The sequence below is a fragment of the Micromonospora sp. NPDC048063 genome, assembly GCF_043202855.1.
Taxonomy (GTDB): domain Bacteria; phylum Actinomycetota; class Actinomycetes; order Mycobacteriales; family Micromonosporaceae; genus Micromonospora.
On record NZ_JBIDBG010000003.1, the window covers coordinates 41,628 to 56,989 of the forward strand.

Below are 15,362 nucleotides of genomic sequence, written 5' to 3' on the forward strand. Positions count from 1 at the left end.
CGCTTCCGTCCGGTCGTAGCCTGGAGCAGTGACGGATCTTGACGCGATGACGCTGCGGAACGCGTACGACCACCAGTTGCGGGCGTCGGTGCCCGACCCACTGCCGGCGGGGGTGACCGTGGACCGGGACGGCCCGCTGGTCCGCCTTCTCGGCCTCGACCACGGCGGCTTCCTCACCTACCGCGATCTCGACGGGCTGACCGGCGCGGCGCTGGACGGGCTGATCGCCCGGCAGGTGGAGTTCTTCCGGGCGCGCGGCGAGTCGGTGGAGTGGAAGTGGCACGGCCACGACGAGCCGGCGGACCTGCCGGAGCGGTTGCGCGCCGCCGGGTTCGTGCCGGAGGAGCCGGAGACCGTCGTGATCGGCCCGGTCGCGCCGCTCGCGGCCGCGCTCCCGGTCGTCCCCGAGGGCGTACGCCTACGCGAGGTGACCGCCCGCGCGGACCTGGACCGGATCGTGGCGATGGAGGAGGCGGTCTGGAACGCCGACCGCAGCCACCTGGCCACCGGGCTGGAGAAGGAGATCGCGGCGGACCCGCAGTCGATCACGGTGGTGGTGGCCGAGGCGGGCGACGAGGTGGTGAGCGCGGGTTGGGTGCGCTACGTGCCGGGAACCGGGTTCGCCACCCTGTGGGGCGGCTCGACCCTCGTCCCGTGGCGCCGCCGGGGCATCTACCGGGCGCTGGTCACCTACCGGGCCCGGCTCGCCGCCCAGCGCGACCGGACGCTGCTCCAGGTGGACGCCTCCGACGAGAGCCGGCCGATCCTCCAGCGGCTCGGCCTCGTCCCGGTCACGACGACCACCCCGTACGTCTACACTCCGTGATCATGGAGCAGCGGTTGACGGCCGAGGAGCGGCTGACCCTCAAGACGGGCGCGTTCGGGGCGGTGTTCCTGGTGGCCAACGCCGATCCGGGGATGCTCGCCCTGTTCCGGGAGAGCTTCGCCGCCTCCGCCGCGATGGCCGACACGAGCGGGGTCGTGAAGGAGGCGCTGACCACCGGGCCGCTGCCGAAGCTGCCCCGGGACTCGGCGCTGGAGATCGAGGCGGTGGTGCTGCCGGCGCTGGGCCGCTCCGTCGAGATCCTGCGCGAGAAGTCGCCGCAGGACGTGGCGGTCTACCGCGAGGTGGTGCTGTCCGCCGCCGAGCGGGTGGCCGGGGCGCACCGGGGGGTGGCTCCGGCCGAGGCGGCGGTCATCGAGCGGATCAGGGGCGCGCTGGCTCAGTCGGCGTGAGCCGGTCCGCCGGCGCGGGCGTGCGCCGGCCCGGCGACCAGAGCGCCCGGACGGTGGCGCGTACGCACCGGTCGCGGACCCGGCCGCAGGCGCAGCGGTACGCCTCGGGGCGCGCCCGGCGACAGGGGCGCCGCGGCGGGTCGTGCGGCGTGGCGCTGGAGGATTCTGACATTTCGCGACACCTCCCAATTTGCCAGATTACCCGCCGGGGCGGCCTGCCGTGAGCTGTGTCACCCTGAGGTCGCCGGAGGTCGATGCTACTGACAGGTAACATTGCGCCGTGGGCAACTGCACAGCAGCCCGTGGTTGACCGATCGTTAAGTCACGCGGGAGGCTGCGCCCGTGACCGGGCGAGTGATCGCTACACCAAACAGGAGGGTCGTCGAAGCGCGATGAACATCGTCGTACTCGTCAAGCAGGTGCCCGATTCGGGCGCGGACCGCAACCTGCGCACTGACGACAACACCGTCGACCGCGGTTCGGCGAACAACGTCATCAACGAGATGGACGAGTACGCCATCGAAGAGGCGTTGAAGATCAAGGAGGCCCACGGCGGCGAGGTCACCGTCCTGACCATGGGTCCGGACCGGGCGACCGAGTCGATCCGCAAGGCGCTCTCCATGGGCCCCGACAAGGCCGTGCACGTCGTGGACGAGGCCCTGCACGGGTCCTGTGCCGTGTCCACCTCGAAGGTGCTCGCCGCCGCGCTCGGCCAGCTCAACGCCGACCTGGTGCTCTGCGGCGCCGAGTCGACCGACGGCCGGGTGCAGGTGATGCCGCACATGATCGCCGAGCGGCTGGGCGTCGCGGCGCTGACCGGCGCCCGCAAGCTCACCGTCGACGGCGCCACCCTGACCGTCGAGCGGCAGACCGAGGAGGGCTACGAGGTGGTCACCGCCCCCACCCCCGCCGTGGTCTCCGTCTGGGACACCATCAACGAGCCGCGCTACCCGTCCTTCAAGGGCATCATGGCCGCGAAGAAGAAGCCGGTGCAGACGCTCTCCCTGGGTGACCTCGGCGTCGCCCCGGCCGAGGTGGGCTTCGAGGGCGCGACCAGCGCCGTGCTGGAGCACACCAAGCGCCCGCCGCGCTCCGGCGGCGCGAAGATCACCGACGAGGGCGACGGCGGCGTCAAGCTGGTCGAGTTCCTCGCCACCGAGAAGTTCGTGTGAGAGGTCTGGACATGTCTGAGGTTCTCGTCGTCGTCGAAGCCACCCGGGAATTCGGCGTCAAGAAGGTCACCCTGGAGATGCTCACCCTCGCCCGCGAGCTGGGCACGGCGAGCGCGGTCGTGCTCGGCGGCCCCGGCGCCGCCGAGGCGCTGAGCGCCAAGCTGGGCGAGTACGGCGCGGAGAAGATCTACGCCGCCGAGGGTGACGACATCGACGGCTACCTGGTGGCCCCCAAGGCCACCGTCGTGGCCGAGCTGGTCAAGCGGGTGCAGCCCGCGGCCGTGCTGCTCGCCTCGTCCCAGGAGGGCAAGGAGATCGCCGCCCGCCTGGCTGTCAAGCTGGACAACGGCATCCTGACCGACGTGGTCGCCCTGGCCGCCGACGGCACCGCCACCCAGGTGGCCTTCGCCGGCTCGACCATCGTCAAGTCCAAGGTCACCCGCGGCCTGCCGCTGGTCACCGTCCGGCCGAACTCGGTCAACCCGACCCCGGCGGCCGCCACCCCGACCGTCGAGCAGCTCACCGTGTCGGTCACCGACGCCGACAAGCTGGCCAGGGTCGTCGACCGGGTCGCCGAGCAGAAGGGCTCCCGCCCCGAGCTCACCGAGGCCGGCGTCGTCGTCTCCGGCGGTCGCGGCGTCGGCAACGCCGACAACTTCAAGCTGGTCGAGGAGCTGGCCGACCTGCTCGGCGGCGCCGTCGGCGCGTCCCGCGCGGCCGTCGACTCCGGCTTCTACCCGCACCAGTTCCAGGTGGGCCAGACCGGCAAGACCGTCTCCCCGCAGCTCTACGTCGCGCTCGGCATCTCCGGTGCCATCCAGCACCGGGCCGGCATGCAGACCTCGAAGACCATCGTCGCGGTCAACAAGGACGGCGAGGCGCCGATCTTCGAGCTGGCCGACTTCGGCGTGGTGGGCGACCTGTTCAAGGTCGTCCCGCAGGCCGCGGAGGAGATCCGCAAGCGCAAGTGAGCTGACGCTCGCCCGCACCGGGGCCGGGAACCGCGCGGCGGTTCCCGGCCCGTCGCTGTCCGTTCCCGAACGGGGAGGATCGGGACCGACGACGTCATCGGGCGCGGCCTGACCGCGGGTGGGGAGCTGATCGGCGGGCCGGGGAGCTGAGCCGGCCCGCCGATCAGCCCGTCAGAGGCCCCTCGGCACGCTCTCGCGGGGGCCGTGGGCTGTCGGACGCCTCGGCGGAAACGTCGACAACCGAGTATGCCTGACGGTCGACGTCCGGTGGCAACGGCAGCCGCTCGTCCGACCCGTCGCCGAGCACCCCGACCGGGAACATCCGTGTGTCGCGCGGGTCGGTAGTACCCCGCGACGTCCGAGAGATTCGTGACGTGCGGGTACGGGGTCCCACCGCCCCCGTGGGTTGGACGGCGTACTCCGGCGTCCGTCCGGTCCGGGGCCGGTCGTTAGGCTGAGCCGTGATGGCATACCTGGATCACGCGGCGACGACTCCGATGCTCGACGAGGCACTGGAGGCGTACGTCGCCACCGCCCGCGAGGTCGGCAACGCGTCCTCCCTGCACGCGTCGGGCCGCCGTGCCCGCCGACGGGTGGAGGAGTCGCGGGAGCGGGTGGCCGCCGCGCTGGGCGCCCGCCCCTCCGAGGTCGTCTTCACCGGCGGCGGGACCGAGAGCGACAACCTCGCGGTCAAGGGCATCTTCTGGGCACGGCGGGGGGCCGACACCCGGCGGGACCGGGTGGTCTCCAGCGCGGTGGAGCACCACGCGGTGCTCGACGCCGTGGACTGGCTGGCCGACCACGAGGGGGCCCGGGTGGGCTGGCTCTCGGTGGACGCCAGCGGCCGGCTCAGCCCCGACGAGCTGCGCGCCGAGCTGGCCGAGCACGGAGAACGGGTCGCGGTGGTGACCGCGATGTGGGCCAACAACGAGGTGGGCACCGTGCAGCCGGTCGCCGACCTGGCCGCGGTCGCCGCCGAGCACGGGGTGCCGTTCCACACCGACGCGATCCAGGCGGTCGGGCAGGTGCCGGTGGACTTCGCCGCCAGCGGGGTCGCCGCGCTGACCGTGACCGGGCACAAGCTCGGCGGGCCGACCGGGGTGGGCGCCCTCGTGCTCGCCCGCGACGTACCAGCCACCCCGCTGCTGCACGGCGGCGGCCAGGAGCGCGACGTGCGCTCCGGCACCCTCGACACCGCCGGCATCGTCGCCTTCGCCGTCGCCGTGGAGGCGGCGGTCAAGGGCCAGCAGGAGTACGCGGCCCGGATCGCCGCGCTCCGCGACGACCTGGTCGAGCGGGTCCGGCAGGCGGTGCCCGAGGTGGTCTTCAACGGCGACCCCACCGGCCGGCTGCCGGGCAACGCGCACTTCTCCTTCCCCGGCTGCGAGGGAGACGCCCTGCTGCTCCTGCTGGACGCCCAGGGCATCGCCTGCTCGACCGGCTCGGCCTGCTCCGCCGGGGTGGCCCAGCCGTCCCACGTGCTGCTGGCCATGGGTGCCGACGACGACCGGGCCCGCTCCTCGCTGCGCTTCACCCTCGGCCACACCAGCACGCCCGCCGACGTCAACGCCCTCATCGCCGCGCTCCCGGGCACCGTCGAACGCGCCCGCCGCGCCGCCGCCCTCCGCACCCCCCGCTGACCCCACCCCACCCCCCCCACCCCCCACCCCACCCCGTCGCGCTCGCCCTGTCGCGCTCGCGATCTTGCACTTTCGGCCCCTCAATCGCGGTGTTTGCCCCTTCTGCCGGGGCGACAACTGCAAGATCGCGCGGCGGGGGGACGTTGGCGCCAGGGGCGGGGAGGTCGGGTGGGGCGGGGGCGGGGATAGGCTCGGTGGGGTGAAGGGAGTGGGCCGGTGAGGGTGTTGGCGGCGATGTCCGGCGGGGTCGACTCGGCGGTCGCGGCGGCGCGGGCGGTGGAGGCGGGGCACGACGTGACCGGCGTGCACCTGGCGCTGGCACGCAACCCGCAGACGTACCGCACCGGCGCGCGCGGCTGCTGCACGCTGGAGGACTCCCGCGACGCCCGGCGGGCCGCCGACGTGATCGGCATCCCGTTCTACGTCTGGGACATGGCCGACCGTTTCCATGAGGACGTGGTGGACGACTTCGTCGCCGAGTACGCGGCGGGCCGTACGCCGAACCCCTGCCTGCGCTGCAACGAGAAGATCAAGTTTGCCGCGGTGCTGGACCGGGCCGTAGCCCTGGGCTTCGACGCCGTGGTGACCGGCCACCACGCCCGGCTCGGGGCGGACGGGCTGCTGCGCCGCAGCGTCGACGTGGCCAAGGACCAGTCGTACGTCCTCGCGGTGCTCACCCGAGAGCAGCTCGACCGGTCGGTCTTCCCGCTCGGGGACTCGACGAAGGCGCAGGTCCGCGAGGAGGCCGCCCGGCGGGGGCTGGCGGTGGCCGACAAGCCCGACTCGCACGACATCTGCTTCATCGCCGACGGCGACACCCGCGGCTTCCTCGCGCAGCGGCTCGGCGAGGCGCCCGGCGACGTGGTGGACGCGACCACCGGCGCCGTGGTGGGCAGCCACGCCGGCGCGTACGCGTATACCGTCGGGCAGCGGCGCGGCCTGCACCTGGACCGGCCGGCGCCGGACGGCCGCCCCCGGTACGTGCTCTCCATCACGCCGAAGACCAACACGGTGACGGTCGGCCCGGCGGAGGCCCTCGAGGTCTCCCGGGTGCGCGCCGAGCGTCCGGTGTGGACGGGCGGGCCCCGCCCGGAGGCCCCGCTGGAGTGCGAGGTGCAGTTGCGGGCGCACGGCGACGTGGTGCCGGCGACGGTCGAGGTGAGCGCCGACGGCCTCCGCGCCGAGCTGCGCCGCCCGGTGCGCGGGGTCGCCGCCGGCCAGGCGATCGTCGCCTACCGGCCGGACCCGGCCGGCGACGTCGTGCTCGGCTCCGCCACGATCGCCGGCTGAGCGGTCCGACCGCCCGGCGGCCGGATAGTCTTCGGCCGTGACAGATCAGGCGTGGCCCTGGCCGGCCGGCGCGGCGACCGGCATCGGTTCCCTCCCCGGCACCGACATCGCCGAGGCACAGCGGATCGTCCTCGGCGAGCTTCCCGCGCTGCCGCACCTGCCGGAGCTGCCGGCCCGGGGCCCCGGCGCCGACCTGGTCGGCCGGACCGCCGGCCTGCTGGTCGAGCTGCCGGTCGAGCTGTACGCCGCCCGCTGGCGGATCGCGCCCCGCCCGGGGCGGGACCTGCGCCGCGCCCGCGACCTGATGGAACGCGACCTCGACCAGCTCGCCGAGCAGGCCGAGGAGTACGCGGGACCGGTCAAGATCCAGGCGGGTGGCCCGTTCACCCTGGCCGCGTCCCTGGAGCTGCCGATCGGGGGCCGGATGCTGCGGGATCCCGGCGCGGTCCGGGACCTCACGGGTTCGCTCGCGGAAGGGTTGCGCGCGCATGTCGCGGCGGTCGTCCGCCGGCTGCCGCACGCCACCGTGCTGCTCCAACTCGACGAGCCGTCGCTGCCGGCCGTGCTCGCCGGGCGGGTGCCCACCGAGAGCGGGTTCGGCGTGTACCGGGCCGTGGAGCCGGGCGTCGCCGGGTCGCTGCTGCGCACGGTCGTCGAGGCGGCCGGCGTGCCGGTCCTGGTGCACTGCTGCGCGCCGGACGTGCCGCTGGAGCTGATCCGCGCCGCGGGCGCCGTCGGCGTGGCCCTCGACCTCGACCTCGTCACCGACCTGGACCCGCTGGGCGAGGCCGTCGACGCCGGGCTCGGGCTGCTGGCCGGCGCCGCGCCGACCCGGCCGCCGGCCGCCGGTCGCGCGCCCACCTCGGCTCAGGTCGCCGACCGGGTACGCCAGCTCTGGGACCGCCTCGGCTTCCCGCGCCGGCGGCTCGCCGAGCAGGTCGTGGTCACCCCGGCGTGCGGCCTCGCCAACGCGACCCCGCAGTACGCCCGCGCGGTGCTCGCCGCCTGCCGGGACGCGGGGCGGCGGCTCGCCGAGGACTGAGGTTTCCCGTCGTACGGGCGGGGCACGATGGTCGGCATGATTGGAAAGCTGCGCACAGTGGTGATCGACTGTCCCGACCCGCGGGCCCTGGCCGACTTCTACTCCGAGCTGCTGGGTCTGCCGCTGGACGCCGACGCCAGCGACGACGGTTGGGTGGTGATCTCCGGCTCCGGGCACCGGCTCGCCTTCCAGAAGGCACCCGACCTGCGCCCGCCGACGTGGCCCGACCCGCAGCGCCCCCAGCAGTTCCACCTGGACGTCGAGGTGGACGACGTGGAGGCGGCCGAGAAGCGGGTGCTGGCGCTCGGCGCCCGGCGGCTGCCGGGGGAGGGCGACGACTTCCGGGTCTACGCCGACCCCGCCGGCCACCCGTTCTGCCTGGTCTTCTTCGACTGAGTCGACCGCCGGCCGCCGGTCGCCCCGACCGTCCGGCGGCACGGGCTCGGCGGGCCGCGGCGCGGGTGCCCGGCCGTCGCGGTGGTGCGGGTTGCGGCCGGGCGGCATGATCGCGGGAATGATCGACACCTCGCTCCGGCGGGCCGCCGGCTCGCTCTTCGGCCTCGCCTACGGTGACGCGCTGGGCAAGCCGACCGAGTTCCTGACCGTCGCCGAGATCGTCCGCCGCTACGGCCCGGCCGGCCCGCGCGAGCTCGCCGGCCACCCGGCACTCGTCACCGACGACACCCAGATGGCGCTGGCCGTCGGCTGGGCGCTGCACGATGCCCCGGCGCTGACGCCCGAGGCGGTCGAGCCGCTGCTGCGGCAGCGCTTCCTCGACTGGGCGGCCAGCCCGGAGAACAACCGGGCGCCGGGCATGACCTGCCTGCGCGCCTGCGCCGAACTCGGGCGAGGTGTGCGCTGGCAGGAGGCGACGGTCGCCGGCTCGAAGGGCTGCGGGGCGAACATGCGGGTCACCCCGGTCGGCCTGCTCGACGTCGACCTGGACACCCTCGCCGGGCTGTCCCAGCTCCAGGCGGGGCTGACCCACGGGCACCCGACCGGCCTGGCGGCCAGCGAGCTGACCGCGTACGCCGTGCGGCTGCTGCGCGCCGGCGCGGCACCGGCGGACCTGCCCCGCCTGCTCGCCGACCGGGCCCGCGACCAGCGGCGCGTCTACCGCGCCGACTGGCTCGGCGACCTCTGGCAGCGCCCCGGCGTCGACACGCCGGAGGACTTCATCGCCCGCGGCTGGGACGAGTGCCTGGCGGTCCTCGGCCGCCTCGACGCCGCGCTCGCCGACCCCGACGACGGCGGCGACCCGTGCCGGCACACCGGCGAGGGCTGGATCGCCGAGGAGGCGCTGGCCACCGCGCTGTTCTGCGCGATCCGGCACGCCGACGACCCGGTCGCCGCGCTGGCCCGGGGCGCCACCACCGCCGGCGACTCCGACTCGATCGCCGCGCTGGCCGGCGCCTTCGTCGGCGCGGCCCTGGGCATGCCGGCCTGGCCCGACGCCTGGTCCGCCCGCATCGAGTACGCCGACCAGCTCCACACCCTCGCCCGCGCCTGGGACTGACCTGCCCCGACGTGCGATGGCCGGCTGGAGGGCGTGTCCCCGTCGGGCCGTGCGAGGGCGGGTCGGACGGCGTGTGGTCAGGCGCCGGGGAGGTGGGGCAGGCGGCGGATGCGGCGCCACAGGGCGGGGTCGCAGGCACCGGCGTGGCGGGAGAAGTCGGCCAGCGGAACGTGGGCGGGCTCGGCCAGGTCGACGAAGCTGTTGTGGTCGGCGCCGGGGTCCCACTCGCGGGTCGGGATGCGGACGTGGTCGTCCCGGCCGCTCTTGTCCTGACTGGTGATCTTCAGGACGTCGGCGCCCCGGGCGTCGGCGCGCAGCACCAGGCAGGGCCGCACCTTCGAGCCGGTGCCATCGGCATACGGGACGTCGGCCCACCAGATCTCACCCGGGCGCGGGGCACCGGCGGGCGCCCGTTCGGCGGTACGCGGCCGGGGTGGCGCGGTCGACCGGCCCGGCCCGCCCGGCGACGCGGTGCCGCGGCCGGGCCGGGTGCGCGGGCGTTCCCGTCGGCGCGGGGCGTCGTCACGGGCACCGCGCCGCCACTCGCTCCACGCCCAGCCGGCCGCCACGGCCAGCGCGACCGCCGTCGCCCAGAGCAGCCATTCCGGCATCCGTACCCCCGCCTCGACAGTTGGTGCGGCGCGGACGCCGCAGGTGGCGGGCCCCTGGCGCAGCCCGCAGTCCGGCGATCCTCGCACGTCGGCGGCCCTGTCGCCGCTCGGGCGTGGCGGGTGGCCGGCGGATTGTCCCACCGGACCGATACGGTGCCGGGGTAGCGGAATCACGGGAGGTCGCACGGTGTCCGAGGAAGCCATCGCCCAGCAGGTCACTCCGGCGCAGGAGGCGGCGGCCGGCGCCGAGCCGACCCCGGAGGCCCGGGAGCGGCACGCCACGCTCAGCCAGGAGCTGACGGACCACCAGTACCGCTACTACGTGCTGGACGCGCCGACCATCTCCGACGCCGACTTCGACCGGCAGTTGCGGGAGCTGGCGGCGCTGGAGGAGCGGTTCCCCGCGCTGCGCACCCCCGAGTCGCCGACCCAGCGGGTCGGCGGCACCTTCTCCACCGACTTCACCCCGGTCGCCCACGCCGAGCGGATGCTCTCCCTCGACAACGCCTTCGCCGACGAGGAGCTGGCGGCCTGGGCCGAGCGGGTCGAGCGCGACGCGGGCGGGCCGGTGGCCTACCTGTGCGAGCTGAAGGTCGACGGGCTCGCCATCAACCTCACCTACGAGCGCGGGCGGCTGGTCCGGGCGGCGACCCGGGGCGACGGCCGCACGGGCGAGGACGTCACCGCCAACGTGCGCAGCATCGCCGACGTGCCGGGCCAGCTCAGCACGTCGGCCGAGTTCCCCGACATCCCGGAGTTCGTGGAGGTGCGGGGCGAGATCTACTTCCCGGTGGCCGCCTTCGCCGACCTCAACGCCGGGCTGGTCGAGCAGGGCAAGCCCCCGTTCGCCAACCCGCGCAACGCCGCCGCCGGCAGCCTGCGCCAGAAGGATCCGCGGATCACCGCCTCCCGGCCGCTGCGCCTGGTGGTGCACGGCTTCGGTGCCCGTCGTGGCTTCCAGCCGGTGACGCAGTCCGAGTCCTACGCGGCCCTGAAGGCGTGGGGGCTGCCGACCAGCGACCGCTGGCGGGTGGTGCCCGACCTGGCCGGCGTCGCGGAATACATCGCCCACTACGCCGCGCACCGGCACGACGTCGAGCACGAGATCGACGGCGTGGTGGTCAAGGTCGACCCGGTCTCCATCCAGGGCCGGCTCGGCTCGACCAGCCGGGCGCCGCGCTGGGCGATCGCCTTCAAGTACCCGCCGGAGGAGGTGAACACGAAGCTGCTCGACATCGACGTCGAGGTCGGGCGCACCGGCCGGGTCACGCCGCGGGCCGTGCTCCAGCCCGTCAAGGTGGCCGGCTCCACCGTCGCGTACGCCACCCTGCACAACGCGCGGGAGGTCGAGCGCAAGGGCGTCCTGATCGGCGACACGGTGGTGCTGCGCAAGGCCGGCGACGTCATCCCCGAGGTGCTCGGCCCGGTGGTCGACCTGCGTCCGGCCGACGCCCGGCCGTTCGTCATGCCCACCACCTGCCCGGCCTGCGGCTCGCCGCTCGCGCCGGCGAAGGAGGCGGACGTCGACATCCGGTGCCCCAACTCCCGCACCTGCCCCGGGCAGCTGCGGGAGCGGGTCTACCACCTCGCCAGCCGCAAGGTGTTCGACATCGAGGCGCTCGGTTACAAGGGCGCGGCGGCGCTGCTCGACGCGCACGTCATCACCGACGAGGGCGACCTGTTCTCCCTCGACGAGAAGCAGCTCGCCCAGTCGCCCTTCTTCGTCAACAAGGACGGCACCCTCGGCAGCAACGCCCACAAGCTGCTGGACAACCTGGCCGTGGCGAAGGAACGCGACCTGTGGCGGGTGCTGGTGGGCCTGTCCATCCGGCACGTCGGCCCCACCGCCGCGCAGGCGCTCGCCCGACACTTCCGCTCCGTCGAGGCGATCGACCGGGCCACCGAGGACGAGCTCTCCTCGGTCGACGGCGTCGGGCCGACGATCGCCGCGAGCATCCGGGAGTGGTTCGCCGTCGACTGGCACCGCGAGGTGGTCCGCAAGTGGGCCGAGGCCGGCGTACGGATGGCCGAGGAGGCGGTCGACGAGGGGCCGCGCCCGCTGGAGGGGCTCACCGTCGTGGTGACCGGCACGCTGGCCGGGTTCAGCCGCGACCAGGCGTCCGAGGCGATCCAGAGCCGGGGCGGCAAGGTTAGCGGGTCGGTCTCCAAGAAGACCTCCTTCGTGGTCGTGGGCGACAACCCGGGCTCCAAGGCGGACAAGGCGGCCAGCCTCAAGGTGCCCGTCCTCGACGAGGCGGGCTTCCAGGTGCTGCTGGACGAGGGCCCGGAGGCGGCCCGGGGGGTCGCCCGCACCGAGGAGTGACGGCGGGCACGCGGGGAAGCCACCCGGGCGCGCGGGCGGACGGTCCGCGGTGTCGTCGGTGGGCGTCGTCGCGGGCGGCTTGCGGGGACTGGCCCGGATACCAACTTAATTACGACTACGACCGATTCGCGACTGTCGTGTCGGGCATTGCGCCACCGAGGGCGTTTCATTGACGGCACGGCGTGCCAGCGGGTCACGCCTCGTGGACCGAGCCCCCCGGGAGGTGTGATGGAGGCCGCCGACCTGCGAAACTCCGTTCCGCCCGGCCGGGGACGCCCGTTCTTCGTCTTCGTCTGGTCGGTCGTCGCGCTGGCCGTGCTGTTCTGCGTACGCCCGCTGCTCGCCCTCCCGGAGGAGCTGCCGGAGCTGCCGGCGGCGTTCTGGGTGATGGCGGCCCTCGCCGTCGGCTGCGACGCGCGCCCGTTCGTGCCGCCCGGGCGCCGGCAGACCTCGGCGGTCTTCCCGTCCACCTGCTTCACCTTCGCGATCCTGCTCGGCTGGGGGCTCGGCCCGGCGGTCGCCGTGCAGGCGGTGGCCGTCGTCGTCTCCGGCTGGCGGATGGGGCACGCCCCCTGGCGGACGGCCTTCAACGCCGGCCAGTACGCCTGCGCCCTGGCCGCCGCGTACGTGGTCACCTGGCTCGGGCCCGGCGGCATCTTCGACGGCGGCCCGCTGCGCTGGACGGACGTGGCCGCCGTGGGCGGCGCGACGGTGGCCTGGTTCGCCGTCAACTACGCGCTGGTGAGCGCCGCCGTCCGGCTGCGCTTCGGCGACCGCTGGTGGCCCAGCCTGCGGCAGGGGCTGGGCTTCGAGCTGCTCTCCACCGGCTCGCTGCTGCTGCTCGCCCCGGTGCTGGTCGCCGCGGCCCGGGCCAGCGCGGCGCTGATCCCGCTGGTGCTGGTGCCGCTGTTCGCCGTCTACCGGATGGCCCGGCTCAGCGTGGAGCAGCAACAGCTGGCCTCACTGGACCCGCTCACCGGCCTGCCCAACCGCAAGGCGCTGCTGGCCGAGGTCGGCGAGCAGGTGCACCTGCACGCCGAACGGGCAACCCGCGGCAAGCCCGGTGCCCACCTGGCGCTGCTCCTGATCGACCTCGACCGGTTCAAGAACGTCAACGACGCCCTCGGGCACGCGGTGGGTGACCGGCTGCTGGTCGAGGTGAGCGCCCGGCTGACCGGCGTGGCCGGGGAGGACATGGTGGCCCGGCTGGGCGGGGACGAGTTCGCCATCGTGATGACCGGGCTGGCCGACGTCGGCGAGGCCCGGGACCTCGCCGACCGGGTGGTCCGCGCGCTGGCCGAGCCGGTGCCCCTGGACGGGCTGCCGCTCGACGTGGGCGGCTCCATCGGCATCGCGCTCTTCCCCGAACACGGCGAGGACTTCGCGACCCTGATGCGCCACGCCGACGTGGCGATGTACGACGCCAAGCACCGCAACGACACCGTGGCGGTCTACGCGGCCGAGTCGGACCACAACTCCGCCGAACGGCTGGGCCTCCTCGCGGACCTGCGCCGGGTGCTGGAGTCCGGCCGTCCGGCCGGCGCGCCGCCGGCGACGCGGGCCGGGCTCCCGCCTGAGGACGCCGCGCGGGCCACGCTCCCGCCTGAGGACGCCGCGCCGGCCGGGCTCCCGGCGGGGGAAGCTGCCCCGGACGGCCTACCGGCGGGGGAAGGCGCGCGGGCCGGGCTCCCGGGCGGCGGCGACGGGCCGCAGGGGGCGGCCGACCGGACCGTGGCCGGTGGGGTCCTGGCCGAGGGGGGCGGTGATCTCGCCGGCGTCGATGGTGCCGCCGCGACGGCACCGGCCACGCCGGCGATGGGCGCGCGGGGCGGAGACGGCGCGGAACTTCCGGCCGACGCGGCGGGTCTGCGCCCCGACGCCGGATCCGGCCGCTGGCGGTTGCGCCGCCGCCGGCAGCGGACCGAGCCGCCGCCCACCGACGAGTTGATCAACCGGATCGTCACCGCCGCCGATCCGATCCGCCGCCGGACGGCGGCATCGCCCGAGACCGGCCCGGACCGGGGCGACGGTCCCGGCCGCCGCGAGCACGCCGGTCGGCCCGGGGGCGAGACCGGCGTCGGCGTACGCCGGCAGGGCACGACCGGCGACGGCGGCCGGCGCGGTGACCGCGACCCGGCGACCCGGCGGGGTGGCCGGCAGGACGCGGCCCGGCGGCGGGGCGCGGACCCCGGGCCGGCTCGGGGTCGGGACGCGGAGCTGGACCCGGCCGCCGACGCGGGCGAGATCACCATGTACTACCAGCCGCAGGTCGCGATCGCGACCGGTGAGGTGGTCGGCGTGGAGGCGCTGCTGCGCTGGCGGCACCCCCGCCGGGGGATGGTGGACCCGGAGGAGTTGATCCGGGTCGCCGAGCAGAGCGCGGTGATGCGGCTGCTGACCCGGCGGGTGGTGGACGACGTGGTGGAACAGCTCGCCAAGTGGTCGGCCGCCGGGATCGCCGTGCCGGCGGCGCTCAACGTCAGCGTGCGGGACCTGCACACCGGTGAGATCGCCGACCAGATCGCCGACCTGCTCGCCCGGTACGGCGTGCCGCCGCAGCGGCTGCAACTGGAGATCACCGAGGGGGCGCTGATGGCCGACCCCCGCCGGGTGCTGGCCACCATCTCCCGCCTGCACCGGATCGGGGTGGGCATCGCGTTGGACGACTTCGGCACCGGGTACTCGTCGTTGCAGCACCTGCGCCGGCTGCCGCTGTCCGAGGTGAAGGTGGACCGCTCCTTCGTGCTGGGGATGGCCGAGGACGCCGACGACGCGGCGATCGTGCGGTCGACGATCGAGCTGGCCAAGGCGCTCGGGCTGCGGGTGGTCGCCGAGGGCGTGGAGGACGAGCGCACCTGGCGCATGCTGCACGCCGCCGGCTGCGACGCCGCGCAGGGCTGGTTCTACGCCCGGCCGATGCCGGCCGAGGAACTCGTCGCCTGGCTGGCCCGCTACCGCCCGGTCCGCCCGACCCCCAGCCCCGACGCGGAGATCCCCCGCCGGCACGCCCGCTGAGCCCACCGTCCGCCGAGCCCGTCGCCGGGATGCCTCCCACGGGGCGGCGGCCCGGCGCGCCGCGCCCATAGGGGGAGTCGGGGACGCGCCGCCGGGACGGAACAATAGACTCGCTCCGGTCACCGCGCGTCACGCACATCGCCGCGCGGCCGGCACCGGCCCGACCGGCAACACCGTCACGAAGGGGGCACCGATGGCCGCCATCTCCCGCGAGGAGGTCGCGCACCTGGCGCGACTGTCGCGGCTCGCCGTCACGGAGGAGGAGCTGGACACCTTCGCCGGCCAGCTCGACGTGATCCTCCAGGCGGTCGCGCAGGTCGGCGAGGTCACCGCGGCGGACATCCCGCCGACCTCGCACTCGGTGCCGCTGACCAACGTCCTGCGGGACGACGTCGTGGTGCCCGGGCTGACCCCGGAGGAGGCGCTGTCGGGCGCGCCCGACGCCGAGGAGCAGCGGTTCCGCGTACCGCGGATCCTGGACGAGGATGTGGCGTCATGAGCGAGCGGATCACCAGGCCCGGTGTGTCCGGCGCGCAGGACGCCGGT

At 75.0% G+C, this 15,362-nt stretch carries 13 protein-coding genes; 12 read left to right on the forward strand and 1 reads right to left on the reverse strand.

Features of this window, described 5'->3' with window-relative positions; translation table 11 throughout:
* Positions 1-28: 28 nt before the first annotated feature.
* The 9 genes from ACGFZ2_RS08590 to ACGFZ2_RS08630 all read left to right on the forward strand — a co-directional run bounded on the left by ACGFZ2_RS08590 (position 29) and on the right by ACGFZ2_RS08630 (position 8,867).
* Positions 29-826 (forward strand): GNAT family N-acetyltransferase, encoded by a 798-nt coding sequence (locus tag ACGFZ2_RS08590; protein WP_393266926.1) that lies wholly within the window; start codon positions 29-31, stop codon positions 824-826.
* Between the two features lie 2 nt (positions 827-828).
* Positions 829-1,236, forward strand: a complete 408-nt coding sequence (locus ACGFZ2_RS08595) for a hypothetical protein (protein WP_393451547.1) — start codon at positions 829-831, stop codon at positions 1,234-1,236.
* Between the two features lie 392 nt (positions 1,237-1,628).
* Positions 1,629-2,408, forward strand: a complete 780-nt coding sequence (locus ACGFZ2_RS08600; RefSeq protein ID WP_393451549.1) for an electron transfer flavoprotein subunit beta/FixA family protein — start codon at positions 1,629-1,631, stop codon at positions 2,406-2,408.
* An 11-nt stretch (positions 2,409-2,419) separates the two neighbouring features.
* Positions 2,420-3,379: an electron transfer flavoprotein subunit alpha/FixB family protein gene (locus ACGFZ2_RS08605; protein WP_393266918.1), complete on the forward strand. Its 960-nt coding sequence runs from the start codon at positions 2,420-2,422 to the stop codon at positions 3,377-3,379.
* Between the two features lie 464 nt (positions 3,380-3,843).
* Positions 3,844-5,019 carry a cysteine desulfurase family protein gene (locus ACGFZ2_RS08610; RefSeq protein WP_393451551.1) on the forward strand — a complete coding sequence of 392 codons (1,176 nt, stop codon included), beginning with the start codon at positions 3,844-3,846 and terminating at the stop codon, positions 5,017-5,019.
* Between the two features lie 216 nt (positions 5,020-5,235).
* Positions 5,236-6,309 (forward strand): tRNA 2-thiouridine(34) synthase MnmA, encoded by a 1,074-nt coding sequence (mnmA, locus tag ACGFZ2_RS08615; RefSeq protein WP_393266914.1) that lies wholly within the window; start codon positions 5,236-5,238, stop codon positions 6,307-6,309.
* A gap of 37 nt (positions 6,310-6,346) precedes the next feature.
* Entirely contained in the window at positions 6,347-7,351 is a 1,005-nt protein-coding gene (locus ACGFZ2_RS08620; RefSeq protein WP_350704699.1) for a methionine synthase, read from the forward strand.
* A gap of 36 nt (positions 7,352-7,387) precedes the next feature.
* On the forward strand, positions 7,388-7,747 hold the full coding sequence (locus tag ACGFZ2_RS08625; protein WP_393266908.1) for a VOC family protein: 360 nt from the start codon (positions 7,388-7,390) through the stop codon (positions 7,745-7,747).
* A gap of 118 nt (positions 7,748-7,865) precedes the next feature.
* Positions 7,866-8,867 carry an ADP-ribosylglycohydrolase family protein gene (locus ACGFZ2_RS08630; RefSeq protein WP_357697142.1) on the forward strand — a complete coding sequence of 334 codons (1,002 nt, stop codon included), beginning with the start codon at positions 7,866-7,868 and terminating at the stop codon, positions 8,865-8,867.
* 77 nt (positions 8,868-8,944) lie between these two features.
* Here the strand turns inward: ACGFZ2_RS08630 and ACGFZ2_RS08635 are convergent, their stop codons facing one another.
* On the reverse strand, positions 8,945-9,565 hold the full coding sequence (locus ACGFZ2_RS08635) for a type II toxin-antitoxin system PemK/MazF family toxin (RefSeq protein ID WP_393451555.1): 621 nt from the start codon (positions 9,563-9,565) through the stop codon (positions 8,945-8,947).
* A gap of 100 nt (positions 9,566-9,665) precedes the next feature.
* Here ACGFZ2_RS08635 and ligA point away from each other — a divergent pair, with 100 nt between their 5' ends.
* From ligA to gatC, 3 genes are all read left to right on the forward strand, one after another.
* Positions 9,666-11,801 carry an NAD-dependent DNA ligase LigA gene (gene ligA / locus ACGFZ2_RS08640; protein WP_393451558.1) on the forward strand — a complete coding sequence of 712 codons (2,136 nt, stop codon included), beginning with the start codon at positions 9,666-9,668 and terminating at the stop codon, positions 11,799-11,801.
* Between the two features lie 228 nt (positions 11,802-12,029).
* Positions 12,030-14,816: an EAL domain-containing protein gene (locus tag ACGFZ2_RS08645; protein ID WP_393451561.1), complete on the forward strand. Its 2,787-nt coding sequence runs from the start codon at positions 12,030-12,032 to the stop codon at positions 14,814-14,816.
* 193 nt (positions 14,817-15,009) lie between these two features.
* Complete coding sequence (gene gatC / locus ACGFZ2_RS08650) at positions 15,010-15,315, forward strand: Asp-tRNA(Asn)/Glu-tRNA(Gln) amidotransferase subunit GatC (protein WP_350685712.1); 306 nt, start codon at positions 15,010-15,012, stop codon at positions 15,313-15,315.
* Positions 15,316-15,362 lie beyond the last annotated feature (47 nt).